The sequence below is a fragment of the Pseudochrobactrum lubricantis genome (assembly GCF_041929865.1).
Classification (GTDB): Bacteria; Pseudomonadota; Alphaproteobacteria; order Rhizobiales; family Rhizobiaceae; genus Pseudochrobactrum; species Pseudochrobactrum saccharolyticum.
In genome coordinates, this window is record NZ_JBHEEE010000006.1 from 110,244 (window position 1) to 136,518 (window position 26,275).

Genomic DNA, 26,275 nt, shown 5'->3' on the forward strand with positions numbered 1-26,275 from the left:
CGCGGCGAGCGGGTGGGAGCGGACCACCCTGGATGAACGCAAGCCGAGGGTGCGGATGATGTTGTCTTGCACGGCGTTTTGACGGCGATGCAACGGCTGTTCATCGCTCTGCTCATGCTCCTTTCCTTCGCCAGCGTGGCGTTGACCGTTCCGGCGCTCGGTGCTCGCATGGCCAGTAACTCCCACGTAATGATTTCGGAACACGGATCGCAGCATCCGGCCGCGGATACCGCTGCCGTGCCGTGCCAGGAACATCGAATCTGCAACGGAAACAATGCCTTCTGTTATGCCCTATGCTCAGGCATGACGCACTGGCTTGCGCCTAAGGCGCCGACAAATGCCACCGCTCCTACCGCAGCGATCTGGAGCATTACCGAGATGCCGGACCTCGCCGGCATCGGCCCCGCACGCAACGAACGCCCTCCCAACGACGGTCTTGCTGAACGCAAGTGGCCTGCCTAGTCGCACGCCGATCTGAATTCAGAGGGAGCATAGTCCTCCCAGGAGACCGAAAATGAAGCTTATCTCACGCCGCAGCTTTCTCGCCGCAGGCGCTGCCACGCTATCCGCAGCAGCTCTACCGCGCTTCGCCAACGCCCAAAGCGCGATGGCCCTCAGCGCTGCAACGCGCGTGCTGGACGTCGACGGGCGCGCCGCCACAGTCTTCGGCCTTGAAGGGTCGAGCGGGCAAGGATTGGTTCTCGACCCCGGACAACGCTTTCGCGTCGACCTGGCCAATCGTCTCGATGTGCCGACCCTGATCCATTGGCACGGCCAGATCCCGCCCAACGAGCAGGACGGCGTTCCGGACGTGCCGCGCCCGATGCTGCAACCCGGAGAAACGCGCTCCTATGACTATGAGCCGCTTCCCGGCACCTACTGGATGCACGCGCATATCCCGCTTCAAGAAATGAACCTTCTCGCCGCGGCCTTGATCGTGCGCAGCGCCGAAGACGTGAAGGCCGACCGCCAGGAGGTCGTGATGTTCCTTCATGATTTCTCGTTCAAGACGCCCGAAGAGGTCATGCAGGAGATCACCGGCGGACATGGTGGCGGCCATGATATGAGCGCGATGGGAGGCCAATCCGATCCCGGCGCGTCGATGGACCATTCCGGCATGAAGATGGATATGTCCTCGATGCAGGGCATGGCCGTGGACCTGAACGACTACGATTGGGACGCCTACCTCACCAACGACCGCACCTTGTCCGATCCGCAGATCGTCAGGGTCGAGAAGGGCGGACGGATAAAGCTTCGGGTGATCAACGGCGCTTCGGCCACCGTCTTCTGGATCGATACCGGCGAGCTTTCGGCGCGCCTCGTAGCTGTCGACGGCCATGCCGTGCAACCGCTTGAGGGCAAACGGTTCGGCGTCGCCATGGGCCAGCGTCTCGATCTTGAGCTGGAGCTTGCCGGAGATGGAGCCTGGCCTGTGCTGGCGTTGCGCGAGGGCGCAAAGGAGCGCACCGGGCTGATCCTCGCAACGCCGGGCGCGACTATTCAGAAGGTTCCCGCACTCGGCGACGCGGATACGCCTGCATTCGACATCGAGCTTTCGCAAGAGCAGAGGCTGCGGGCGACGGACAATCTGCCGCCGCGTGCCGCGCAACGCACCCAGATGGTCATGCTAGGCGGCTCAATGCAGCCCTACCTCTGGACCATCGACGGCAAGGTCTGGGGAGAGCACAAGCCGATTGTCGCAACGACTGGCGAGCGCGTCGAGATCATGTTCCACAATATGTCGATGATGGGCCATCCGATGCACCTGCACGGCCACGTTTTTCAGGTCGTGGAGATCAACGGCAAGCGGTTCGAAGGCGCGCGGCGCGACACCGTCTATGTTCCTCCGATGGGCATGGTGACGGTGGCGCTCGATGCTGGCGAGGCGGCGCGCTGGATGCTGCATTGCCACCACATGCCGCACCTTCAAACTGGCATGATGACCGAGTTCAGCGTATCAGCGTGATAGGGCGCCTGCGCCGCGAGGGATCGCGGCGCAGGCTTGCTCGATAGCGCTCCCGACTATCTTCACAGCTTCGTGCGCGTGGGGGGGCGCGCACATCGACTGCTCTCGGGAAACGCGATCAAGCAGCTCTCGCAGTTGGGCCTCGTCCACTCCGTCCGCCGACATCACAGCGCGGACAATCGGATCGGAAAGAAGCTCTGCAACGGTCGGCTTCGGGCGGCGCCCGGTATGGCTGCTCATAACTCTCGGTCTCCTTTGCCCGCTCTGGCGAGCTGCTCTCCCCCATTTCGCCCGCGACTTGCCCTCTTGCTGGCTGGCGTCCTCACGCATCCTGATCGTCAGGCGTGAAGAACACGTCAGCGTGCATGTCCTCCCTGCGCAGTCCCCGTCCGAAGGCGACCTCCATCGCTGCATCGACCATCGGCGGCGGCCCGGCGACGTAGGCTTTCCAGCCGTCGAGATCCTCCAGATCCTCGGCCACCGCCTGGGTCACGAAACCGCGCCGGTGCTGCGCTGACTCTGCCTCCGAGAGCACGGCCGAGAAGGCAAGAGTGGAGTGACGCTCGGCCATGGCCTGGAAATGCTCCACGAGATAGAGATCTCGCTCGCCGCGTGCGCCGAAGTAAACATGGATCGGCTGCTTCATGCCGTGCGCAAGAGCGGTTTCGACGATCGATTTGATCGGCGCCAGGCCGGAGCCCCCGGCGATGCAAAGAATCGGGCCGGAATGATGCTGGCGCAGGTAGGAAGAGCCCAGCGGAAATTCGAGCGCCACCCTGTCGCCAGTCTTCAGCCCAAAATGCACATGCTCCGAGGTGACGCCGCCCGGAACGCGACGAATGTGGAATTCAAGGCTGTCGTCGCCGTGACGATTGGCCATCGAATAACTGCGCGCCGGCGCTCCATCGAAGCCGACCTGCGCATACTGCCCGGCGGTAAACAGCAACGGGCTACCATCCGCGGGTGCAATCCGCACCAGCTTGATATCGTGCGTGAGATCGTCGAGGCCGGTGACAATCGCGTCCAGGCGTCGCGGCGTCTCCACGGAATCGTCGTCATCGCTGCCCAGCCAAGCGACGGCCGCATCCGTTTGCGGCATAGCGCGGCATGCGAGGATCAGGCCATCGGCCTTCTCTTCCTCGGTGAGCGCGAAGCGCGAGTGCTGGAGCAATTCCACCTCGCCCTCGATCAGGCGGGACTTGCAGGAGCCGCAGCGGCCGGAACGGCAACCGTGAGGATAGGGAATGCCGACGGCGAGCGCGGCGTCGAGGATGGTTTGGTCCTCTTGGACCTCAAGGCTGGTCCGCGCTTGCCGGATATCAACGAACTTGCTCGTCATCTGCGTCTCCTCACAGGCTCCCGGCGAGACCGAGCGCCTTGACGAGGCCCGGCTTCTGGCTCGGGAAGGTCCCGTAGAAGACTTCCGATCCGATGATGGTGATCGGAGCGACCCGGACGCCGGTCCGGGCCTTTGCCTCCTCGGCGATCTTCGGGTCGGTGAGGTCGCGTTCCTCGTAGGCGAGGCCCTGTTGGTCGAGCCAGCGTTTGAGCGCGTGGCAGTCCGGACAGGTCGGTGTGGTGTAGATGAGAATCTGGGGTTTGCTGCTCTCCGTCATCGGTCTTGCCTTTCTCTGAATTCGACACGGTTGCCCCGCCGCCAGGCCGCCCAACCGCAGGCGGATTTGGCAGGATTGTCGTCAGCGTGCGGCTTCCAGCGCTTGTAAGGTCAAGACTGTTCGTGCGCGGAAAAGGAAAATTCGAGATATGACGCAGGGGCAGAGAAGGACTGCGCCAACTGTCCCGCCGATCGACAGCGACCGTGTTTCGCATTGTGATTGCGCGCCCATCCGGTAAACTGGGCGAGACCAATCAAACACGGACAGCTCTTGGCGATCAAATGCCGGCAGGTTCCGTCCCGAACTCAGGTAAAGCACGCAGATGACTGCTCTCAAGAAGACAAACGCCACGAAGCCAGACGATCGTGCGACCCCCGAGCATATGGAGGTTGAAGGTCACCTCCTGCTCCCTTCACTCTCGCAGAACGAGATCACGATCCTCGCGGAAACGTTTCGCCTGCTCGGCGATCCCTCACGGTTGAAGATCCTGCTGAGCTGTGTACCGGCGCCCATTTCGGTGGGCGATATCGCCGAGCGGCTCGACCTGTCCGTGACCCTCGTCAGCCACCATCTACGCCTGCTGCGCGGCGCGCGTCTCGTCAAGGGCGATCGCCAAGGCAAGCAGATCTTCTACGCGATCGCCGACCAGCACGTCAGCCATGTTCTTCAGGATATGGCGACGCATATTTCAGAGGATCATGCGGACGACTGATCCGCCTGGAGAAGAGCATAATTTTACCACTAACACTTGAATAGCTGTTCAAGTGTGTTATTGACTCCTTCCGAAGCCGCGCAGGGCGTGTGAGCACGCGCGCCCGCTACGGCGGCCGGAAAGGAGATCGGAATGACAACTGGACTTTCAACGCCGGACGCTGGTGAACGGCTCGGCTTTCGTGTCGACGGCATGGATTGCGCAAGCTGCGTCGGCAAGATCGAGACGGCCTTGGGCCGTCTGGGGGGTATCTCCGACGTTGCCGTCAACTTCGCGACCGAGACATTGCTGCTCTCACGCGATGCCACGAGCAAAACGACGTCGAAGGATATCGCCAAGAAGATTCGCTCGCTTGGGTTCGACGTGACCGAGCTGCCGTCTTCTGCGATTCCCGCCGCGCCTGAGCAGCGCTCCGACGCCCATGCTGGTCATGATCACAACGGCTGCGCCGGCGATCACGATCACGGTCACGCAAGCCACGACGATCACAGCGGCTGCGGCGGCCACGATCACAAGCACGACCATGGTCATGACGGTCACGGTCACGATCACGCTCACCATGACCACGACCACGCTCATCACGATCATGATCACGGCCACGGTGGTTGCTCTGGACATGATCACGCGGGCCTTGCGCCAACTCCCCGCGCCGCACCGGCCTCTCCGCCCAATGTCTCCATGCGCGTCGAGGGGATGGATTGCGCAAGCTGCGTCGGCAAGATCGAGGTCGCCTTGGCACGGATGCCAGACGTCTCCGACGTGCGCGTGAACTTCACGACCGAAACGCTTGAACTGACGCTCGCTGCCGGCGCGATCACCAAGGTCGCCGACATCGAAAAGACGATCAAGAGCCTCGGCTTCGGTGTGTCTAACACACGCGAGCTTTCGGCTTCGTCGGATGCGGCCATCGACGTCGCGCCAGCGCCAGCGATGCCCAATCAGCGCTGGTGGCAGACCCGCAAGGGGAAGCATGTCATTGGGCTCGGTCTGCTGATGGGCTCGGCGTACGCCATTGCCCAATTCTTCCCCCTTTATGCGGAATGGATCTTTGCCGCCGCCGTCGTCGCGGGCGTCATTCCTTTCGCTCGCAAGGCATTCGCGCTCGCGACCTCTGGATCTCCGTTCTCTATAGAGACGTTGATGGTCGTCGCCTCGATAGGCGCCCTCGTGATCGGCGAGGCTGAAGAGGCGGCTGCGGTCGTATTCCTGTTCGCGGTCGGGGAATTGCTCGAAAGCGTCGCGGCCGGGAGGGCGCGCGCCGGCATAAAGGCCCTTGCATCGCTCGTGCCGAAGACGGCCGTCCTGCTCGATCCGAATGGCGGGCAGCGCAGCGTCCCGGCCACGTCCTTGCGTGTCAGCGATCTAGTTCTGGTGCGGCCCGGCGACCGCGTGCCGGCGGACGGGCAAATCATACAGGGCGCTTCCAGCCTAGACGAGTCGCCTATCACCGGCGAATCCGTGCCGCGCTCGAAGGCCAAGGGAGACAGCATTTTCGCCGGCTCCATCAATGTCGATGGCGTTCTTCAGGTCCGCGTTGAAAAGACGGCTTCCGACAACACGATCTCGCGCATCATCCAGCTCGTCGAGCAGGCGCAGTCCGCCAAGGCCCCGACCGCGCGCTTCATTGAGAATTTTAGCTGCTACTATACCCCGGCGGTGATGCTGATCGCCGCGCTGATCGTCGTCGTCCCGCCGCTCGCGATGGGCGGTGATTGGGACACATGGATCTACCGCGGCCTCGCGCTGCTGCTGATCGCATGTCCCTGTGCGCTTGTCCTCTCGACGCCTGCTGCGATTGCCTCGGGCCTCGCCGTCGGCACGCGCCGCGGCCTCCTGATCAAGGGCGGTAATGCGCTCGAAACCATTGGCAAGGTGAGCGCCATCGCCTTCGATAAGACGGGTACGCTCACCGAGGGCAAGCCGCGCGTCACCGAAGTCTTCGCCTTTGGCAAGAACGAGGAGAGCGACGTTCTCGCTTTGGCAGCGGCGGTCGAAACAGGTTCGAGCCATCCGCTTGCGAAGGCGATCATCGGCCGTGCCGAAACCGATGGCATCGCCGTTCCCCTTGCACAGGATGCATCGGCGACGGCGGGTAAGGCCGTACATGCGACCGTTGCCGGACGTCGCCTCGCCGTCAGCTCCCCGACCCATGCCGCACAGATGGTGACGCTCGGGGTGCTTGAGCGCAGCGCCATCGAGAAGCTCGAAGATCGCGGCAATACCGTTGCCGTCCTTTTCGACGAGCAGGCGAAGGAAGTCCTCGGCCTCATCGCCCTGCGCGACGAACCGCGCCGTGACGCGCGGGAGGGTGTCGCCCAGCTCAAAGCTATGGGGGTCCGCTCCGTCATGCTAACCGGCGACAACCGGCGCACCGCCCAGGCCATTGCCAAGGGTCTCGGTATCGAGTGGAGCGCCGAGCTGCTTCCGCAGGACAAGCTCGATCTCGTCAACGAGATGAAGCGGAAGTCCAAGGTGGCCATGGTCGGCGACGGCATCAACGATGCTCCGGCACTGGCGACGGCCGACGTCGGGATCGCCATGGGCGGCGGAACCGATGTGGCGATCGAGACTGCGGACGCCGCCCTGCTCAAGAGCCGTGTCACGGACGTCGCCCATCTCGTCGCGCTGTCCCGCGCCACCATGGCGAACATCCACCAGAACGTCGTCTTCGCTCTCGCGTTGAAGGGCCTGTTCCTCGTTACCAGCGTCCTCGGCATCACCGGCCTCTGGATCGCGGTCCTTGCCGATACGGGCGCAACGGCGATCGTCACGCTGAATGCGTTGCGGCTCTTGCGCTTCAAGGGTGCGAAGTCTGCCGATGACGGTCGCGATGAGGGCATGCGTTCTCACCCTCTCGTCCCGGCCGAAAGCCACTAGTCGCTCGCACTCAAGGAGCCGCCAACCGGATCGGTCTGGCGGCTTCACACAACTGGAGCCCGTCGAGGTAACGCTGATCCATCGCGCTCATTCGGGGACGGACTCCGCTTCTTCCAAGACGTCGGCGAAGCGAGACATGCGGTTGGCCACGACATGGCTAGGCGGCAGCGTCAAGGGTCTGTTCGGAAACATCCTGCAAGGCCCTTGACCTTTCCATCGTTGGAAACCGCACCTTCGCAGAAAATGAACGTCGCCGCATCCGGCTGGCCGGGGGCGCGCGCCTTTTGAAGGTGAACGAGAATGAGTAATAAAGCCGCCGCCCTGTTTTTAGCCGGCGCCGTCATCGCCGGTGGCACGCTTGCCATCGTCTATCGCGACGAGATCGGACCCTACGCCAAAAGCGTTCTGGCGCTTGCTTCCTCGACCGCTGCGTCGGAGGCTGTCGCGCAGCCGGCACAGATGCCTGTTCCGCAGGTGCCGGTTGCCGAGGTCATCACGCGCAAGGTCGCGCCATCCGTTGAGTTTACCGGCCATCTGGAAGCGACCAAGGCTATCGAGCTGCGTCCGCGCGTCGGCGGCGCGATCGTCGCCGCCAGCGTTCCCGAAGGCGGTCTCGTGCGGCCCGGCGAGCTTCTCTTCCAGATCGATCCGCGACCGTTCGAGGTGGTCCTGAACGCGGCCAAAGCGCAGTTGCAGCAGGCAAACGTCCTGCTCGATCAGGCCGAGATCGACTTCGGGCGCACCGAGGCGCTCGCTTCGAACGGCAACGCGCCGCGCAAGGCTTTCGATGACGCGCTGGCCATGCGGCGTCAACGCCAGGCGCAAGTCGACATCGCCAAGGTTGCCGTCTCGGCCGCCGAACTCGATCTCTCCTTTGCCCGCGTCACCGCGCCGATTGCTGGGCGCATCGACCGGGTCCTCGTCACGGAAGGCAATCTCGTCACCGGCGGCAATGCAGGCGCTGCGACGCTCCTCACCACGATTGTCGCGACCGATCCGCTCTACGTCTATTTCGACATCGACGAAGCCACCTATCTCGGCTTCGTAGCCAATGCCCGCGCACCCGAGACGGGAACGGTTGCCGGCAAGCTCCCGGTGCATCTGGGCTTGATGACCGATACGGGTTTTCCGCATGCCGGCGAACTCGACTTCCTCGGCAACCGCGTGGACCGGAGCACCGGGACGATCCGCGCAAGAGCCATCGTCAAGAACCCGGACGGCAGGCTGACGCCCGGCCTGTTCGCGCGGGTCAAGCTCGTCACGGCCGAACCAGCCCAGACCGTGCTCATCGACGATCAGGCGATCGGTATCGACCAGGGGCGGCGCTACGTTCTCGCTCTCGGCGCCGACAACAAGGCGGAATACCGCCCGGTCGAAATCGGACCCATGATCGATGGCCTGCGCGTCGTCGCGGCGGGTCTCAAGCCGGCCGACAAGATCATCGTAAAAGGACTCGTCCGCCCAGGCATGCAGGTAGTTCCGCAGATGATCTCCATGGCGCCCGGCGACACCGCTACAGATGACCGGGCTGCGGCAGACTCGCAGGAGGCGCGTCAATGAATATCCCGCGCTTTTTCGTCGACCGCCCGATCTTCGCGGTCGTTCTGTCCGTCCTGATGCTGATCGCTGGCGGCCTCACGCTCCTGAAGCTCCCGCTCAGCGAATATCCCCAGGTCACGCCGCCGACGGTGCAGGTCACCGCCAGCTATCCCGGCGCAAATCCCGCCGTGATCGCCGAAACCGTCGCCGCCCCTCTGGAGCAGGCGATCAACGGCGTCGAGAATATGCTCTACATGAGTTCACAGGCGGCGACCGACGGACGCATGACCCTGACCATTGCGTTCAAGCAGGGCACCGATCCCGACATGGCGCAGATTCAGGTGCAGAACCGCGTTTCGCGCGCATTGCCCAGGCTTCCGCAGGAAGTGCAGCGCATCGGGGTCGTGACGCAGAAGACGTCCCCAGACATCCTGATGGTCGTCCATCTCGTCTCGCCCGACAATCGCTACGATCCCGTCTACCTGTCGAACTTCGCCACCTTGCAGGTACGCGACCAGCTTGCGCGCCTGTCAGGTGTGGGTGACGTACTCGTCTGGGGGGCTGGCGAGTATTCCATGCGCGTGTGGCTCGATCCGGCCAAGGTGGCCGCGAGGGGGCTGACCGCCAGCGACGTCGTTGGGGCGATTCAGGAACAGAACGTTCAGGTGGCCGCCGGCTCGGTCGGCCAGCAGCCCGAAGCCTCGGCCGCGTTTCAGGTGACGGTCAACACGCTCGGAAGGCTGTCCAGTGAGCAGCAGTTCGGCGAGATCGTCGTAAAGACAGGCACCGACGGTCAGGTCACCCGCTTGCGCGACGTTGCCCGCATCGAGCTTGGCGCAGACTCCTATGCCCTTCGTAGCCTCCTCAACGGCAAGCCGGCGCTCGCGATGCAGATCATCCAAAGCCCCGGCGCGAATGCGCTCGACGTATCGAGCGCCGTCCGCACCACCATGGCCGAACTTCAGAAGGGCTTTCCGGAAGGCATCGAATATCGGATCGCCTACGATCCAACGGTGTTCGTCAAGGCGTCTCTCGAAGCTGTGGTCATGACGCTGCTCGAAGCCGTCGTGCTGGTCGTTATCGTCGTGGTTCTGTTCCTCCAGACGTGGCGGGCGTCGATTATTCCCCTTGTCGCCGTTCCCGTCTCCTTGGTCGGCACATTTGCGCTGATGTATATGTTCGGTTTCTCGCTGAACACGTTGTCCCTCTTCGGCCTCGTTCTCTCGATCGGCATCGTGGTCGACGACGCGATCGTCGTGGTCGAGAACGTCGAGCGCCACATCGCGCTTGGGGAAACGCCGAAAGAGGCGGCGCGCAAGGCCATGGACGAGGTGACGGGGCCGATCGTAGCCATCACCTCTGTCCTGTCGGCCGTGTTCATTCCATCGGCGTTCCTCTCGGGCTTGCAGGGCGAATTCTACCGCCAGTTTGCGCTGACGATTGCGATCTCGACCATCCTGTCGGCGATCAACTCCCTCACGCTCTCTCCCGCGCTTGCTGGCGTGCTCCTGAAACCCCACCACGGCGACGTGAAGCGCGATCTCCTGACCCGCGTGATCGACTTCCTGTTCGGCTGGTTCTTCCGGCTGTTCAATCGCTTCTTCGACGGCGCTTCGACCGCCTACGTCTGGTCGGTGCGCCGTGCCGCGAGGCTCAGTGTTCTCGTCCTGCTCGTCTATGCCGGCCTGGTCGGCATGACGTGGGTCGGCTTCCAGACGGTGCCGGGCGGCTTCGTGCCGGCCCAGGACAAATACTATCTCGTCGGCATCGCCCAGCTCCCGACTGGCGCTTCGCTCGACCGCACCGAGGCCGTCGTCAAGAAAATGTCGGAGATCGCGCTGGCCGAGCCGGGCGTGGAGAGTGTCGTCGCGTTTCCAGGGCTCTCGGTCAACGGCATGGTCAACATCCCCAATGCGGCCGTCATGTTCACGATGCTCAAGCCGTTCGACGAACGAAAGGACCCGTCTCTTTCGGCCTTTGCCATCGCCGGCAAGCTCATGGGCAAGTTCAGCCAGATTCCCGATGGCTTCGCCGGCATCTTCCCGCCGCCGCCCGTTCCGGGACTTGGTTCGACCGGCGGCTTCAAGATCCAGATCGAGGATCGAGCGGGCCTCGGCTTCGAGGCGCTCGCGCAGGCTCAAGGCGCGGTCATGGGCAGAGCGATGCAGACGCCCGAGCTGGCCGGCATGCTGGCAAGTTTCCAGGTGAACGCGCCGCAGGTGCAGGTCGATATCGACAGGGTGAAAGCGAAGTCGCAAGGCGTGCCGCTCAATACCATCTTCGAGACGTTGCAGGTCAACCTCGGCTCGCTCTACGCGAACGACTTCAATCGCTTCGGCCGCACCTACCGCGTGATGGTGCAGGCGGACGCGCCGTTCCGCATGCAGCCCGAGGACATCGGCCGCCTGAAGGTCCGCAACGCGACCGGCAACATGATTCCGCTTTCGGCTCTGCTGACCATCAAGCACAGCTCAGGCCCCGATCGTGTCATGCACTATAACGGCTTCCCCTCTGCGGACATCAGCGGCAGTCCCGCGCCCGGATACTCGTTCGGGCAGGCCACCGCCGCCATGGAGCGCATCGCATCCGAAACCTTGCCAGCGGGCATGGCCTTCGAATGGACCGATCTCGCCTATCAGGAGAAGCAGGCCGGCGACACAGCGATGTATGTCTTCCCGCTGTCCGTCTTGCTCGCGTTCCTGATCCTCGCGGCGCAGTACAACAGTTGGTCGCTTCCCTTCGCGGTGCTGCTGATCGCTCCAATGGCGCTCCTCTCGGCGATCGCCGGGGTGTGGTTCACTGGCGGCGACAACAACATCTTCACGCAGATCGGCTTTGTCGTTCTGGTCGGACTTGCCGCGAAGAACGCAATCCTAATCGTCGAGTTCGCCCGAGCGAAGGAGGATGAAGGCGTCGATCCGTTGGCCGCCGTTCTCGAAGCGGCCCGCCTGCGCCTTCGGCCGATCCTGATGACGTCGCTCGCCTTCATTGCCGGCGTGATTCCGCTCGTCATCGCCACCGGAGCGGGCGCCGAAATGCGGCACGCCATGGGCATCGCCGTCTTTGCCGGCATGCTCGGCGTGACGCTATTCGGCCTGCTTCTGACGCCGATCTTCTATGTGGTCGTGCGGCGGCTCGCGATCAGGCGGAGCGCGTCGCCCCAACAGGCGACCGAAGTCCATACCTGAGCAGGCCGACACACAATTCCACGCCGGGGCGGCCCATGGCTGCTGCCGCACCCCGGCGCGGTCGGGCCGTCAGGGCCTCAGCGATCGAACACGCAGCAAATCATAAACACGCGGCTATCCGGAAGGGACTTCAAACATGGATATCGGCATCGGCGAACTCTCTCAGCTCACCGGCGTCAAAATTCCGACGATCCGCTACTACGAGCAGATTGGGTTGCTGCGCGAGCGCTTGCGGAGCAAGGGAAACCAGCGACGCTATGACCACGGCGCGGTCCATCGCCTTCTCTTCATCCGCCGCGCCCGCGATCTCGGCTTCAGCATCGAGGCGATCAAGGACCTGTTTCGACTTGCCGACGTCTCGTTCTCAAGTCCGGCCGAAGCGCTCCGCATCGCAAAGGAGCAACTCGCTGCGGTCGAGGAAAAAATCGCTCAACTGGAAACACTCGAAAAGATGATCCAGCTCGTTGCCGAAAGCGAGAATGACGGGGATCTGATCCCGCTCGATATTTTGCCCTTGAAAGACACCAGCCGCGATGGCGATGCTGAGGTGAAAACTTCAAGCAAAGGCCGCGAATCGATTCACTAGCCTCATCCCAAGGACCGACGACGTTGAGATACTATTCCCATGTGAAAAGGAGCCAGAGCTGCGTCGTGGTCGGTGCGGGACCGGCGGGCCTGATGCTCGGGCTCTTGCTGGCCCGCTCGGGCGTCGATGTTACGGTCATCGAAAAACATCAAGACTTTCTGCGCGATTTTCGCGGGGACACCATCCATCCATCGACCCTCGAAGCGATTCATGAGCTTGGCTTGCTCGATGAGCTTCTTTCTCTCCCCCATCAGAGAGCCTACCATCTCCACGCTGAGATCGCCGGCCGCAAGGCCACGATCGCCGATTTCTCCAGACTACCGACGCGCGCTAAGTTCATCGCCTTCATGCCGCAATGGGACTTCCTGAATTTTCTTGCGCGAAAGGCAGGCGAGTTTCCGCGCTTTCGGTTGATCATGTCCACTGAGGCAACTTCGCTCCGTTGGGACAATTGCCGGGTTGTCGGCCTGAATGCTCGCCAGGGCGAACGTGAACTCGCCATGGAAGCCGCTCTCGTCATCGGGGCGGACGGACGCAATTCGATCATCCGCAAGGCGGCTGGACTTGAGGTTCAGAGCTTCGGTATCGCTACCGACATTCTCTGGATGAAGATCTCCAAAAAAGCAGGCGATCCGCAGCAGGCAATGGGCCACGCCGGTCCGAGCCAAGGGCTGGTCTTGATCGATCGTGGCGTTTACTGGCAATGCGGTTATGTAATCACGAAGGGAACCGTTGATTCGCTGAAAGAGCAAGGGCTTGAGGCGCTTCGCGCCAGGATTGCCGACGTAGCACCATTGTCGGCGGATCGATTTGAAGAAATCCGTTCCTGGGATGACATCCATCTGCTCAGTGTTCGCATCGACCGTCTCAAGTCGTGGTGGAAACCCGGCGTGCTTTGCATTGGGGACGCGGCCCATGCCATGTCGCCCATTGGCGGGGTCGGTGTGAATCTCGCGATCCAGGACGCGATCGCCACCGCCAACACGCTGGCGGAGGCTCTTCGCGAGGGGCGGCTGCAAACGCGCATGCTCGAAGCCGTACAGCGCCGTCGCAACTTCCCGACCAAGGCAACCCAGAAACTGCAATTGATGATGCGCAGCCGGAAGCGTGCCGGTGAAGCGGGCAACACGCAAATTCGAAGACCTCCGCTTTTCATGCGCCTGATTGCCCAGTCACACCTACTGCCGCGGCTGACCGGCCGCCTCATTGGGATCGGCTTCCGACCGGAACATGTGCGCACGCGGCTCGTCGATTGGACGTGTTCATTGAGAGCCCCGGCTAGGTAGATGCTACGCGATGAAGCGCCGGGAAGCCATTGAGGGCGATACCCCGAAGTCTTTTACACGCGCCACCGGCTTCACTCGTCCGTTCGGCAATGGCCTTGTCGCTGGCTGGACTATTCCTTGAAGCCCATCCCGATCCTGACCACGCATTGTGCGACGGTCCAAGCCCCTTGTGTCTCGCTGCACTCCCCGCGTCCCTTTCGCAGGAGAAGGCCGTCGATGATCTGGTGAAGTCCTTCGACAGGTAGTGCGAACTTCGCGTTATCAAGAAGCGCCTTTTGCAGTGAATGAGACAATGGTGCGGGCGGTCGGACTCGAACCGACATATCCGTAAGGACGGCGGATTTTGAATCCGCTGCGTCTACCAATTCCGCCACGCCCGCACTTTGCCGCCGATCTTACTCTAGGTCTCGGCTCCTAGCCGACCCCTAGCGCCATTTCGACGGAAACCTCTCACTTCACTTCCATACCGCCAGTCCGTTGAAAACACGACGCTTTCACTTCACCGTGATTTTCTGTGGATTGGTAGACAAATCCCTTTTTGAGTCCGGCGCGTCTACCAGTTCCACCACACCCGCACATTCGCAGGCACTTCATATTCAAAGCGCTGCACTGGTGCGCCGAAATATAGTGAGAACCACCTTCCCGTCAACTGCAAAACCTGTTTGTTTCAAATTATTTCAACAAAATTCACCCGCGCAGAAAATTCAGCCTTTGCTCACGGATTGTAAAACCATTCATAACGAATTCCGGCACACATTGCCCTGCGAAGTTTTTCGTTTTACACACAGCATCAAAATTCCGCATGGCTTTGGCCTGTATCATCATAATTGCTGAGAACCGACAGAGGCCATCATGCTGCGCAAACTCTACGACTGGACCATTTCCCTTGCAGCGCGTAAATCCGCAGCTGCATGGCTGGCCGTCATCGCTTTTCTCGAAAGCTCGGTTTTTCTGATTCCCGCAGATGTCCTGTTCGTACCGATGGGTATCGCCCGCCCGAAAAAAGTCTGGCATTACGCACTGATTGCCACGGTCATGTCCGTGCTCGGCGGTATTCTTGGCTGGTATATCGGCCATTATGCCTATGAAACTGTTGCCAAGCCGGTTCTGCATTTTTACGGCAAGCTCGATACATTCGAAGCCATGCGCGGCAGCACCAGCGCCGATATGATTCTGCTGTTGCTCATCACTTCCGGCCTGTCTCATCTGCCGCCGATGAAAGTTGTAACCATTCTCTCCGGCGCCGCAGGCGTCAATATCTGGCTGTTTATCCTGTCAGCTATTATTACCCGTGGTGCACGGTTCATATTGCTGGCATGGCTGTTGCAGCGCTTTGGCGAACCGATCCGCAACTTCATTGAGAAGCGTCTCGGATTGATCGCGGCCACGGTTGCCGTCATCCTGATTCTGTTATTTATGGTCGTGAAATATCTTCACGCCTAAAAAGCATCAGGCAGCCATGTTTATGCCATAAGGTCATGGCTGAGCTGGGTTTAAACTGATTTTTGCAACAAGGATTTTCCTGTGTCTTCAACCGGTACTGCTCAGACAACCCATTCGCAACATACGCTTATTTCAGCATTTCTTGCGGTAAGCATGGCCGGTGTCGTGGGCTCCGCACTGGCGTTTCAATATATTGGCGGTTATCTGCCGTGCAAATTATGCCTTGAAGAGCGCATTCCCTATTATATCGGCGTACCGCTGATGCTTCTCAGTGCATTGCTGGCAGCGCTTGGAAAGTCAGAAAAACTGACCCGTCTTTTCCTGCTGATCGCCGGATTACTGATGACCTATGGCCTCATTCTTTCCGTCTATCACTCCGGTGTGGAATGGAAATTCTGGGCAGGTCCTGCCGATTGCGCTACAGGCGCGGTTTCCATCACCACCAGCGCAGGCAATCTGCTTGGTGATCTCAATGCGGTCAAACCGGCCGCCTGCGATGTTGCCGCCGGACGTTTCCTCGGTATTTCCTTTGCCGGATGGAATGGTGTTGCTTCGCTGATCTTCGCCATCATTGCCTTTTACGGCGCATCGCTCAAAACCCGCAAAGCGTGATCTAAAAAACCGGAGCTGTATCTTTACGGCTCCAGTTCCACATCCCAGTATAAATAATCCATCCAGCTTTCATGCAAATGGTTCGGCGGAAACCGCCTGCCGTTTTTATGCAGATCAAAAACACTCGGCATATAGGGTTTTTGTCGCGGCCACATTTGCGCTTTGGCAGGCATCATGCCTCCCTTGCGCAAATTACAGGGAGAACAGGCAGCAACCACATTTTCCCAGGTTGTTTCGCCGCCGCTGCATCGCGGTATAACATGATCAAATGTCAGTTCATGATGCGCGCCGCAATACTGGCATTCAAAACGATCCCGCAGAAACAGATTGAATCGTGTAAACGCCGGATAGGTCGGCGGGGCAACATAGGTTTTAAGACTGATAACACTTGGCAGCCGCATGGAAAAAGTCGGAGAGCTGACTTCCGCCTCATATTCCGCCACAATATTTACGCGCTCAAGAAAAACCGCTTTGATCGCGTCCTGCCACGACCAGAGTGATAAAGGATAATAGCTGAGCGGACGAAAATCCGCGTTCAGAACCAGTGCCGGCAATTTGCCGGCAAATGCGGCAATGTTCAAGAAACACCTCCTTTGTGCATCTTGCAACACTGCGGTTCATGCGATTGCAAAACGCGGCTTCAAAGAGACAGAGCAAACACGCGGTTTACCCTGCTTGCATTCCATTCCGTCTCTGCCAGCTATATTTTTTGAGGCGCTTCACTCTTCAATGTACCTGACAGAATGATACGTGAAAAACGAATGCTTTTACCGGTCATAATATGTAAGCAGGACATGTCAGTATTGTGAAGCCAGACTGTTTATCAGTCAATTTCTATTCATGCTGCCGATGGATAATCCTGTAACAAAATCAGCCCTGCGCTTTCAAAATTCCGTGCTTTGATAAGGAATTCAGACCTGACAGTGTAAACAGTGTTTGATTACACGCATTATCGGCTTTGAATATTGTAGACAATTATGTAAACATACATTGACAGCTTTGACAAAACAAAGCCGTAACCGTGCTTGTCCATTGCCGCCCGTTCAGACTAAGCTGCAAAGGACAAGCTGGTTAACATTGAGATCAGACAGGGAGCGAGTGATGAGTGGTCGTATTGAACATGCAGGTCTGCAGGTTGATCAGGAACTGAGCAATTTCCTGACAAGGGAAGTCTTGCCGGAAACCGGCATTGCGGCAGATGCCTTCTGGAGCGGCCTTGCCGGCATGGTCAAAGAACTGGCGCCCCGCAATAAAGCCCTGCTTGCCAAGCGTGATGATATTCAGGCTAAACTCGACGCATGGTACAAAGCCAACCGCAATTACGCGATGGCGGACTATCAGGCTTATTTGCGTGAAATCGGCTATCTCCTGCCGGAAGGTGAAGATTTTCAGGTCACCACTGCCAATGTAGACAGTGAGATTACCAGCCTTGCAGGTCCGCAGCTTGTTGTACCTGTCATGAACGCCCGTTATGCGCTCAATGCTGCCAATGCGCGCTGGGGTTCGCTCTATGACGCACTTTACGGCACCGATGCTATCAGCGAAGACAATGGCGCGGAAAAAGGCAAAGCCTATAATCCTGTGCGCGGCGCAAAAGTCATTGCATGGGCAAAAGCATTTCTTGATGAAGCCACCCCGCTGAGCGATGGCCGCTGGGATGAGGTCACCGGTTTCTCTGTCGCCAATGGCCAGCTTGTTCTCACACTCGGTAACGGCAAAACTGCATCCCTGAAAAATACCCAAGGCTTTGCAGGCTATCAGGGCGATGCATCTGCCCCTTCCCTCGTGCTTCTGAAGAATAACGGGCTGCATATCGAGATCCGCTGCGATGCTGCTCATGTCATCGGCAAGACCGATCCGGCACATATTGCCGATATCACACTGGAATCGGCTCTCAGCACCATTCAGGACTGTGAAGATTCAGTCGCCGCGGTTGACGCTGCCGATAAGGTTCTGGCCTATCGCAACATTCTCGGCCTGTTTAAGGGCACTTTGTCGGAGAGCTTTGACAAGGGTGGTAAAGCCATCACCCGCAAGCTCAATGCCGACCGTAGCTATACCGCACCGGATGGCTCCACCCTCACTTTGCCTGGCCGCTCACTGTTGCTGATCCGCAATGTCGGTCATCTGATGACCAATCCTGCCATTCTCGACAGCGAAGGCAATGAAATTCCGGAAGGCATTCTTGATGCAGCTTTCACCGCAGTGATTGCGCTCCACGATATCGGTACGCAGGACGGCAAACTCAAAGGCACGCATCTCAATTCCCGCACCGGTTCGGTCTATATTGTGAAGCCGAAAATGCACGGGCCGGAAGAAGTCGCCTTTGCCGCAGAAATCTTCGCTCGCGCTGAAGCATTGGCAGGTCTTAAGCCGAATACGCTGAAAATGGGTATCATGGATGAAGAGCGCCGCATGACAGTGAATCTCAAAGAAGCCATCCGTGCTGCCAAAGAACGGGTCTTCTTCATCAATACCGGCTTCCTCGACCGTACCGGCGATGAAATCCATACTTCTATGGAAGCAGGACCAGTTATCCGCAAAGGCGAGATGAAACAGGCGGCATGGATTGCAGCTTACGAAAACTGGAATGTCGATACCGGCCTTGCCTGTGGTCTGACCGGCCATGCACAGATCGGCAAGGGCATGTGGGCTATGCCGGATCTGATGGCTGCGATGCTGGAGCAGAAGATCGCCCATCCGAAAGCCGGAGCCAATACCGCATGGGTGCCGTCCCCGACAGCAGCAACACTACATGCCACGCATTATCACAAGATTGATGTGGCAGCTGTGCAGAACCAGCTCAAGTCCCGCACAAAAGCAAAACTTGAAGACATTCTGACCATTCCTGTTGCCCGTGACACCAATTGGGCACCTTCAGACGTGCAGGCTGAAATCGACAATAATGCACAGGGCATTCTTGGTTATGTGGTGCGCTGGATCGATCAGGGCGTTGGCTGTTCCAAAGTGCCGGACATCAACAATGTCGGCCTGATGGAAGACCGTGCAACCTTGCGTATCTCGGCACAGCACATCGCCAACTGGCTGCATCATGGCATTGTCAGCGAAGCAAAGGTGATGGAAACCATGAAGCGCATGGCCGCTGTGGTAGACACGCAGAATGCCGGTGATGAAGCCTATCAGCCGATGGCTGCGGATTTTGATGGCTCTATCGCTTTTCAGGCAGCCTGTGAGCTGGTCTTTAAAGGCCGCGAGCAGCCAAACGGCTATACCGAGCCGGTTCTCCATGCCCGCCGTTTGCAGTTCAAAGCTGCCCAAAAATAAATTCTTGACGCTTTTCACAAGCGGCATAAAAGTGGCGGACAAGATCTTCTTGTCCGCCACTTTTATTTTTGTTTTTGCGCATTATCCTACGCAAAACCGCTTCACACTTTTGCTGGAAATGCTTTGAGGCCGATCATGCTGACCATACAGCACGCTGACACCACCCACCTGCCCGCAATCCTTGATATTTATAATGATGCGATTGCCAATACGACGGCCGTTTTCATCAGCCAGAAGGTCAATTTGCAAAACCGTGCGGAATGGCTGACATCGCGCCAAAACGCGGGTTTTCCGGTACTGGTGCTGACAGAGGGGAACGAATTGCTCGGCTATGCCAGCTACGGCGCTTTCCGTGCTTTTGAGTGTTATAAACATACGGCAGAACTCTCGATTTATATTGCCGGTCATGCACGCGGCAAAGGTGCCGGTGACAGACTAATGCGCGCCTTGCTGGAACATGCAGCGGGCAACAATATCCATGTTCTGCTTGGCGCGATTGAAGCACAGAATACCGCCTCTCTTCGTCTGCATGAGAAACATGGCTTTACACAAACCGGTCTTCTGCCCCAGGTCGGCCGAAAATTCGACCGCTGGCTTGATCTGGTACTGATGCAACGCATTCTCTGAACACGCACTAATCTGGTCAGGCTCTGCAAAAGGAGCTTGATTTTAGAATTATTCCAAACTATTAAATTTAGAACAATTCTAAAAAGGAACTTTCATGTTCTCCTCCCTTTTCTCACCGTCGCGCCGGTCTTTTGAAAGTCTCTCCGAACAGGAAATGCTGGCACTTGCCATTTCCTCCGAAGAGGATGATGCCCGCATCTATCTCAGCTATGCGGACGGATTGCGTGAGGCTTACCCACAATCCGCGAAAATTTTTGAAGCCATGGCCGAGGAAGAGCACAATCACCGTGCACGTCTGATTGAACTGCATCGCCAGCGCTTCGGCGAAATCATTCCGCTGATCCGGCGCGAACATGTGCGTGGCTATTATGAACGCAAGCCCGACTGGCTGGTGCGTCCGCTCGGCATCGATAAAGTACGCAATATGGCGGCACAGATGGAGGAGCAGGCTGCACGTTTTTACGAACAGGCAGCCATGCGTGTTTCCGATGCTGCCACGCGTAAATTGCTCGGTGATCTGGCGCTGGAAGAAAAACATCATGAGCAACGCGCCCATCATCTGGAAGAAAAACTGACACCGGATAATGTGCAGGATGAAGAACGTGCCGGTGAGCGCAAACAACTGATCCTGACCTATATCCAGCCAGGCCTCGCAGGTCTGATGGATGGTTCGGTTTCCACGCTGGCACCGATTTTTGCCGCGGCCTTTGCCACGCAGGATACATGGCAAACATTTCTCGTTGGCTTGTCTGCTTCCGTCGGTGCCGGTATTTCCATGGGCTTCACGGAAGCTGCCCATGATGACGGCAAACTTTCAGGCCGTGGCTCGCCGGTCAAACGTGGCCTTGCCAGCGGTATTATGACCACTGTCGGCGGCCTCGGTCATGCCCTGCCCTATCTGATTACCGACTTCTGGACTGCAACCGGCATTGCGGTATTCGTTGTCTTTGTCGAGCTCTGGGCGATTGCCTATATCCAGAACCGCTTCATGGAAACACCGTTCATGCGTGCAGCCTTTCAGGTCGTGCTCGGTGGCGCACTGGTGCTCGCAGCCGGTATTCTTATCGGTAATGCCTGATAAAAATTAGCCTGCCACAACAGCAAGCGTTGCGGCAGGCTTCACTACAGACTGCTCGTCCATAAACGGTTCAATGCAGATATGATTGGGCTTGTTAATGGTCACAAAACTGTTGCGCGGCACCGCCATCCAGTTTTCAGCAACACCGTCCAGCGGCTCAGACACAACACATATTCCCGTAGAAGACGCCATTTTGGCGGTGTAAAGCGTTGGTGCATAAGTATCGCTGGCATAGCGTACTGCAAACAGTGAATGACCATCCGAGAATGCTGCTGTCAGACGGATAAAAGGCGGCACTTTTGCACTTTCCGCAGCCTCATAAATTGTCTCGACAGTGCGCGTCAGAGCACGGAGCGGATCATCATCCAGCCCGAAATGCAGCATCAGCAGGAAGAAAAGTTCTGAATCGGTCGAACCTGATTTGTGGCTGTAAAGCGCATCCGGCAGCAAACTCTCCAGCGGACGGCGCAAACGGTCAAAACTGCCGATCTGACCATTATGCATAAAGCTCCAGCGCTGAAACACGAATGGATGGCAATTTGCACGGCTGGTTTCACCACCGGTGGAGGCACGCACATGCGCCAGAAACAGGCGCGAATTAATTTGGCGTGCAAGACTGCGCAAATTCTGGTCAGACCATGCAGGCAGAAGATCGCGGTATAATCCCGGCTCCTCGCGCGTGCCGTACCACGCCACGCCAAAGCCATCGCCATTGGTCGCGGTTTTCGCCTCAGTCGCATGATGGCTTTGCGCAATCAGCGAATGACAAGGCGAAGTGATAATATCTTCAAGATACAGATCAGATCCGAAATACGCAGCCCAGCGGCACATGAAACACACTCTGACAAGTGAGCGAAAGATAGGAACCTGCCGTTATTTATAGCCGGTTACAACAGTGATCTTCCGCCACTATAGTTAACAATTCACTATTCAGCCGCGCGCTTATGCGTTTTGGCGTAAAGCTTCGCGACAATAGTGCTGGCTGTTTTGTCGAATAAAAATGGCAAAATTGCATGGATCAGAGCTGCAAAAGCGGCAGCAAAAAGCTTGAATGAAAATTTGCCCGCAAAAGCCATATGCTCAAAATAGGTTTCGTTGACGGATGCCGGATGTTCCGTAAACAGACGTGAAATTTTGGTTTGCATGAGTTTCCCCGTTATCAATTTTCAAATCAGCAAGATAGGTTTCTGATTTGAAATACTAACACCGCCAAACGCATATTTTGTCTCAAAAAATTCTTGATAATATAAATATTTGGGACAATTATCCCTATATGGTACATAATATAGACGAAACAGACCGCCGCATCCTTCAGGAATTACAGAAAGATGCCACTCTATCGGTAGACGCGCTTTCTGCCCGTATCCACCTGTCGCGCAATGCATGCTGGCGACGGCTGAAGCGGCTGGAAGATGACGGCATTCTCAAAGGCCGTGTTGCAATCGTGGATGCCGACAAGCTCGGCCTTGGCCTCACCGTTTTCATGCTGATCAGAACCAGCAATCATGATCCGAAATGGCTGGAACAATTTCGCGCGGCAGTCACATCGCTAACAGAGGTTGTCGGCGTTTATCGCATGAGCGGGGATCTTGATTATATTATCCGTGCCCGCATTGAAGATATGAAAGCCTATGACCGGCTCTATCAGAAACTCATCACCCGTGTGCCGCTGTCAGATGTCTCTGCGTCCTTCGTAATGGAAGAAATTAAGGACAGCACGGAAATCCCGCTTTTCGGTTACACACCATAAGAAAAGAGCCCCTAAAGCGTATCCCGAAAAGTGCGAAGCGGTTTTCGAATAAGATACGCGTAAAACAAAGAGTTAGAGCGGTTCTACCGATGCAATATTAACCGGAACCGCTCTAATTATTTTTGAAAAAAGCATACCGCTCTTTCAAAAAGAGCCTCAATATGTTTAGTGCTCATTTTAAATCATATATTGCTGAAAAGGGTTTATCATGTCTGCCAATTCCCCTTCATCATCCAGCCGCCCGAAGCTCGGAATTGTCCGTCTTGAACATGCTGCAGGCCTTGATCTGCCGGCCTATGAAACATCAGGTTCTGCTGGTGTTGATCTGCGTGCTGCCGTACCGGAAGACCGCCAGATCGTGCTGCTGCCGGGTCGCCGTACACTTGTGCCGACCGGCCTGATTTTTGAACTGGAAGAAGGTTATGAAGCGCAAATCCGTCCGCGCTCCGGTCTGGCTTTCAAACATGGCATCACCTGCCTGAACACTCCGGGCACCATCGACAGCGATTACCGCGGTGAAGTCAAAGTCCTGCTGATCAATCTCGGTGATGATGATTTCCGCATCGAGCGCGGCATGCGCATTGCGCAGGCGGTGATTTCTCCTGTTGTGCAGGTTGAAATTGAAGAACGCTCAGAAGTCGGCGTAACCGAACGCGGTGCCGGTGGTTTTGGCTCAACCGGCCATAAATAAGAGTGCTGTAAAGCTGAAATTAAAAAGCCCCGCATGAAACTCATGCGGGGCTTTTTTATGCTGTTATATCAGTTGAATTTGAAAGGCACCTGAAACGGAATCCGTGCAGCTGCCATTGCCGGTGGCGGTGCCGGAACCGGTGAAGCCGCTTTCACAGCTGTCAAAGCAGCCTGATCCACTTGCGGATTGCCCGATGTCCCCGAAATACGGGCAGACAATACATTGCCTCCTGCATCAATCACAAAAGCAATCTGCACAATACCTTTATCGCCGCGTCCAAGCTTGCGCTGTGCTGTGCGCTTCTTGCGCTCAAGATGTGCCTGCACTTTCGACTGCCATTTTGCCGAACTGACACCGGCAGATGCCGAGCTCTGGCGATTGGCATTAGCCGCAACACGGGAAGAATTCTTCGCATTGATCTGCGGTGCGGAAGCGGCCTGTGTCTGCTCAGCTTTCTGAGTTTTCTTGGCTTTTTCTTTAGGTTTCGGCTTTTCTTTAGGCTTTTCCTGCTTTGGTTCTTTCTTTTCGACCTTAGGTTTTTCAACAACCTTCGGCAGAACCACTTCAGGCTTAGGCGCTTCAACGATTTCCGGAACTTCTTCTTCTACCGGCTCCGCTTCAGCCACTTCCTGAGGCTCTTCAACAGGTTCTTCAGGCGTTACTTCTTCAACCTGTTCAACCGGTTTTTCCGGTTCGATTTCAGCTTCATCGGGATTTTGAGAAGCCTCGGCAGAAGGGGCAATGGAATCTTCTTCCACTTCCGGTGCCTGAGGAACCGGATCAAGCTCCATCATAATCGCTGCAGGCGGCTCACCATCCGGTACCATTTCCGGTACTGATGCATGCAGAGCATAAGCACCGGCTGCATGCGCCATCAGCACGGCGGCACCGGCACCCAGCCAGCGCACCATATCTTTCCAGAGACCGGATGACGGTTCAACTGCGGAACCGTTTTTCATACCCCGAACCGGCGGATGATCGATCGGTAATTCCTTCACGTCTCACTCTCCTGCATTCTGGCCCGAAATCTGACCCGAGCTTTGAGCTTCAGGCTGACCTGCCGGTGATCCCGCTGCAGGCGCACCGGTTGCATCACCCGCACCAAGCGTTTCCAGACCGACCAGCGCGATTTTGAGATAACCGGCCTCACGCAGCAGGTTCATAACATTCATCAGCTCGCCATAGCCGACAGTCTTGTCTGCACGGAGGAAAATACGCGTGTCTTTATTGCCTGCCGCCAGACGATCCAGTGTCGGCGCCAGCAAATCGCGATTAATCGCATCATTACCAAGGCTGAGGCTCAGATCTTCCTTCAGCGTCAGATAAACCGGCTTGTCAGGACGTGGCTGCGGCGTAGCACTTGCCGCAGGCAAATCAACATTAATATCAACGGTTGCCAGAGGCGCTGCCACCATGAAGATAATCAGAAGCACCAGCATCACGTCGATAAACGGCGTTACGTTGATTTCATGGCTTTCCTGCAGGTCATCACCGGCATCTTCACGCAAACGGCTGCCCATATTCTTTACTCCGCTGCTTTCGTGACCGGAACAGTCTGAGCCGCATTCTGACGGGCTGCCTGTTTCTGCACAATGTCACGGGCTGCACGCATATCCAGATCACGGCTGACAAGACGCTCAACACCGGCACTCACATCGGCCAGCAGATGGCGGTAGGCGGTCACCGAACGGGCAAACATATTATAAATAATCACTGCCGGAATAGCGGCGACAAGACCGATCGCCGTTGCCAGAAGCGCCTCGGCAATACCCGGTGCCACAACAGCCAGATTGGTGGTCTGCGCTTCGGAAATACCGATAAAGGAATTCATAATCCCCCATACAGTACCGAACAAACCGACAAATGGTGCAACAGAACCGATTGTTGCGAGAATACCGGTACCTTTGGCAAGGCGGCGTCCTGCACCGGCTTCAATACGGCTGAGGCGGGAAGCAACGCGTTCTTTCAGACCTTCCCCGCCGACATAGGCAGCAGCAGATGCAGATTGCGTTACTTCTTCCTGTGCCGCACGGACAAGATGCGCACCGGGGCCACGGGTTTTATCCAGCGCCTGCACTGCAGAAGCCAGATTGTCCGCATGGGATACTTCCTTCAAGGCGCGACGGGCACGGCTGCGGGCACCGGTAATTTCCAGTGTCTTGGCAAGCCAGACTGTCCATGTGGCCAATGATGCAATCGCCAGACCGATCATAACGGCTTTAACAACCCAGTCAGCAGCCATGAACATGCCCCAAGGGGACAAATCATGCGGAATCTGCAAGCCGTTATCAGCGGTGCGAACCGGTGCGGCAGCCTGAGACTGACCGGTTTCCGGTACAATACTAACCGGCTGCCCGGCAGGTTCTGTTTGCGCAGGCGTTACGGCAGACGGCGCGGACTGGGAGGATTGAACTGCCGGATTGACCGGAGCAGGATTTGTTGCTGCCGGAGCAGCAGTGCCTGTCGCTGGCTGCGAGGCAGCAGGCTCATTGACAGGAGAAGATGTGGCCGGAGCGGACGTCGGTGCCTGTGCCGCTGGCGCTACAGGCGCTGCAGCAGGAGCAGATGGCGCTGCCTGAGGCGCAGATTGTGTTGCCGGAGAGGTTTGCGGGGCAGTCTGCTGTGGCTGCGCTTCCTGCGCCATAACCGGCGCTGAAAGTGTCAGTACATTACCGACCGCAAGAAATGCGGAAAGAATGAAAGCTGACAATCCTGTCTTGAATGATATTGCTGCCTTGGACACTGTCTTAACCACCGCGACGACCTCACTGCATTTCATTATCAGGGACAGCCGGCCTGTATTATTTCCAGCCTGTACAGGATCAACCTGCTCCGCATTTATGCGGATGTGCTGCATCAACCAGCAACTGCCTTTTTCGGGTTATGCAATACAACCATCAAACATGACTTCGCAAGTCATGTTTTAAAAAAACCCGTCATTCTGCTGTTATTTGACCGGAAAGCGGAAGTTATTCACCAAAACAAACGGATGTTTTACGAATTTCATCACTGTCGCAAG

General features: G+C 57.7%; 24 protein-coding genes and 1 tRNA gene. 16 read left to right on the forward strand and 9 right to left on the reverse strand.

Features of this window, described 5'->3' with window-relative positions:
• Nucleotides 1–87: 87 nt before the first annotated feature.
• Nucleotides 88–462 carry a hypothetical protein gene (locus JNC80_RS13510; RefSeq protein WP_024899655.1) on the forward strand — a complete coding sequence of 125 codons (375 nt, stop codon included), beginning with the start codon at nucleotides 88–90 and terminating at the stop codon, nucleotides 460–462.
• A 52-nt stretch (nucleotides 463–514) separates the two neighbouring features.
• Nucleotides 515–1,966, forward strand: coding sequence for a multicopper oxidase family protein (locus JNC80_RS13515; RefSeq protein WP_003500192.1), 1,452 nt, complete (start codon nucleotides 515–517; stop codon nucleotides 1,964–1,966).
• A gap of 322 nt (nucleotides 1,967–2,288) precedes the next feature.
• Here JNC80_RS13515 and JNC80_RS13520 read toward each other — a convergent pair whose 3' ends face one another.
• Together JNC80_RS13520 and JNC80_RS13525 are read right to left on the reverse strand one after the other, a co-directional pair.
• Entirely contained in the window at nucleotides 2,289–3,305 is a 1,017-nt protein-coding gene (locus JNC80_RS13520) for a 2Fe-2S iron-sulfur cluster-binding protein (protein WP_003500193.1), read from the reverse strand.
• 10 nt (nucleotides 3,306–3,315) lie between these two features.
• Complete coding sequence (locus tag JNC80_RS13525) at nucleotides 3,316–3,582, reverse strand: glutaredoxin family protein (RefSeq protein WP_003500194.1); 267 nt, start codon at nucleotides 3,580–3,582, stop codon at nucleotides 3,316–3,318.
• A gap of 322 nt (nucleotides 3,583–3,904) precedes the next feature.
• Between JNC80_RS13525 and JNC80_RS13530 the strand changes: the two genes are divergently transcribed.
• From JNC80_RS13530 to JNC80_RS13560, 7 genes are all read left to right on the forward strand, one after another.
• On the forward strand, nucleotides 3,905–4,294 hold the full coding sequence (locus tag JNC80_RS13530; protein WP_428839562.1) for an ArsR/SmtB family transcription factor: 390 nt from the start codon (nucleotides 3,905–3,907) through the stop codon (nucleotides 4,292–4,294).
• A gap of 132 nt (nucleotides 4,295–4,426) precedes the next feature.
• A complete protein-coding gene (locus tag JNC80_RS13535; RefSeq protein WP_080600488.1) occupies nucleotides 4,427–7,171 on the forward strand; it encodes a heavy metal translocating P-type ATPase in 2,745 nt (914 codons plus the stop codon).
• A gap of 300 nt (nucleotides 7,172–7,471) precedes the next feature.
• Nucleotides 7,472–8,731, forward strand: a complete 1,260-nt coding sequence (locus JNC80_RS13540) for an efflux RND transporter periplasmic adaptor subunit (protein ID WP_003500202.1) — start codon at nucleotides 7,472–7,474, stop codon at nucleotides 8,729–8,731.
• A complete protein-coding gene (locus JNC80_RS13545) occupies nucleotides 8,728–11,898 on the forward strand; it encodes an efflux RND transporter permease subunit (protein WP_003500205.1) in 3,171 nt (1,056 codons plus the stop codon). The genes JNC80_RS13540 and JNC80_RS13545 overlap by 4 nt, the downstream gene beginning before the upstream one ends.
• A gap of 136 nt (nucleotides 11,899–12,034) precedes the next feature.
• The gene (locus JNC80_RS13550; RefSeq protein WP_003500212.1) at nucleotides 12,035–12,484 is read left to right on the forward strand and encodes a MerR family transcriptional regulator; all 450 of its coding nucleotides are present in this window, start codon (nucleotides 12,035–12,037) and stop codon (nucleotides 12,482–12,484) included.
• A 23-nt stretch (nucleotides 12,485–12,507) separates the two neighbouring features.
• On the forward strand, nucleotides 12,508–13,770 hold the full coding sequence (locus JNC80_RS13555) for an FAD-dependent oxidoreductase (RefSeq protein WP_046801861.1): 1,263 nt from the start codon (nucleotides 12,508–12,510) through the stop codon (nucleotides 13,768–13,770).
• A gap of 89 nt (nucleotides 13,771–13,859) precedes the next feature.
• Nucleotides 13,860–14,015, forward strand: a complete 156-nt coding sequence (locus JNC80_RS13560; protein ID WP_080600489.1) for a 2-dehydro-3-deoxyphosphooctonate aldolase — start codon at nucleotides 13,860–13,862, stop codon at nucleotides 14,013–14,015.
• Nucleotides 14,016–14,063: 48 nt separating this feature from the next.
• On the opposite strand, the gene JNC80_RS13565 is transcribed toward JNC80_RS13560, so the two are convergent.
• Nucleotides 14,064–14,150 (reverse strand) — tRNA-Leu (locus JNC80_RS13565).
• Between the two features lie 472 nt (nucleotides 14,151–14,622).
• Here JNC80_RS13565 and JNC80_RS13570 point away from each other — a divergent pair.
• Nucleotides 14,623–15,213 carry a YqaA family protein gene (locus JNC80_RS13570; RefSeq protein ID WP_022711277.1) on the forward strand — a complete coding sequence of 197 codons (591 nt, stop codon included), beginning with the start codon at nucleotides 14,623–14,625 and terminating at the stop codon, nucleotides 15,211–15,213.
• 81 nt (nucleotides 15,214–15,294) lie between these two features.
• Entirely contained in the window at nucleotides 15,295–15,825 is a 531-nt protein-coding gene (locus tag JNC80_RS13575; RefSeq protein ID WP_376710610.1) for a disulfide bond formation protein B, read from the forward strand.
• Nucleotides 15,826–15,848: 23 nt separating this feature from the next.
• Here JNC80_RS13575 and JNC80_RS13580 read toward each other — a convergent pair whose 3' ends face one another.
• The gene (locus JNC80_RS13580; protein WP_225685243.1) at nucleotides 15,849–16,406 is read right to left on the reverse strand and encodes an HNH endonuclease; all 558 of its coding nucleotides are present in this window, start codon (nucleotides 16,404–16,406) and stop codon (nucleotides 15,849–15,851) included.
• 520 nt (nucleotides 16,407–16,926) lie between these two features.
• On the opposite strand from JNC80_RS13580, the gene JNC80_RS13585 reads away from it, so the two are divergent.
• The 3 genes from JNC80_RS13585 (at nucleotide 16,927) to mbfA (ending at nucleotide 20,815) form a co-directional block, all read left to right on the forward strand.
• A complete protein-coding gene (locus JNC80_RS13585) occupies nucleotides 16,927–19,110 on the forward strand; it encodes a malate synthase G (protein WP_376710611.1) in 2,184 nt (727 codons plus the stop codon).
• Between the two features lie 135 nt (nucleotides 19,111–19,245).
• Entirely contained in the window at nucleotides 19,246–19,737 is a 492-nt protein-coding gene (locus JNC80_RS13590; RefSeq protein ID WP_376710612.1) for a GNAT family N-acetyltransferase, read from the forward strand.
• Between the two features lie 94 nt (nucleotides 19,738–19,831).
• Nucleotides 19,832–20,815, forward strand: a complete 984-nt coding sequence (gene mbfA, locus JNC80_RS13595) for an iron exporter MbfA (protein ID WP_376710613.1) — start codon at nucleotides 19,832–19,834, stop codon at nucleotides 20,813–20,815.
• A 6-nt stretch (nucleotides 20,816–20,821) separates the two neighbouring features.
• Here mbfA and JNC80_RS13600 read toward each other — a convergent pair whose 3' ends face one another.
• Nucleotides 20,822–21,646 (reverse strand): class II glutamine amidotransferase, encoded by an 825-nt coding sequence (locus JNC80_RS13600; RefSeq protein WP_116089021.1) that lies wholly within the window; start codon nucleotides 21,644–21,646, stop codon nucleotides 20,822–20,824.
• A 95-nt stretch (nucleotides 21,647–21,741) separates the two neighbouring features.
• Complete coding sequence (locus JNC80_RS13605; protein ID WP_022711284.1) at nucleotides 21,742–21,960, reverse strand: DUF6356 family protein; 219 nt, start codon at nucleotides 21,958–21,960, stop codon at nucleotides 21,742–21,744.
• Between the two features lie 128 nt (nucleotides 21,961–22,088).
• On the opposite strand from JNC80_RS13605, the gene JNC80_RS13610 reads away from it, so the two are divergent.
• Nucleotides 22,089–22,565 carry an Lrp/AsnC family transcriptional regulator gene (locus JNC80_RS13610; protein WP_376710614.1) on the forward strand — a complete coding sequence of 159 codons (477 nt, stop codon included), beginning with the start codon at nucleotides 22,089–22,091 and terminating at the stop codon, nucleotides 22,563–22,565.
• Nucleotides 22,566–22,773: 208 nt separating this feature from the next.
• Entirely contained in the window at nucleotides 22,774–23,256 is a 483-nt protein-coding gene (gene dut, locus JNC80_RS13615) for a dUTP diphosphatase (RefSeq protein ID WP_376710615.1), read from the forward strand.
• Nucleotides 23,257–23,324: 68 nt separating this feature from the next.
• On the opposite strand, the gene JNC80_RS13620 is transcribed toward dut, so the two are convergent.
• Genes JNC80_RS13620 through exbB form a run of 3 tightly spaced genes read right to left on the reverse strand, consistent with a single transcriptional unit; the run spans nucleotide 23,325 to nucleotide 26,035 of the window.
• Nucleotides 23,325–24,215 (reverse strand): energy transducer TonB family protein, encoded by an 891-nt coding sequence (locus JNC80_RS13620; RefSeq protein ID WP_370627106.1) that lies wholly within the window; start codon nucleotides 24,213–24,215, stop codon nucleotides 23,325–23,327.
• A gap of 42 nt (nucleotides 24,216–24,257) precedes the next feature.
• Nucleotides 24,258–24,776 carry a TonB system transport protein ExbD gene (gene exbD / locus JNC80_RS13625; RefSeq protein WP_376710616.1) on the reverse strand — a complete coding sequence of 173 codons (519 nt, stop codon included), beginning with the start codon at nucleotides 24,774–24,776 and terminating at the stop codon, nucleotides 24,258–24,260.
• 5 nt (nucleotides 24,777–24,781) lie between these two features.
• Nucleotides 24,782–26,035 (reverse strand): tonB-system energizer ExbB, encoded by a 1,254-nt coding sequence (gene exbB / locus JNC80_RS13630; RefSeq protein ID WP_376710617.1) that lies wholly within the window; start codon nucleotides 26,033–26,035, stop codon nucleotides 24,782–24,784.
• Nucleotides 26,036–26,275: the final 240 nt, after the last annotated feature.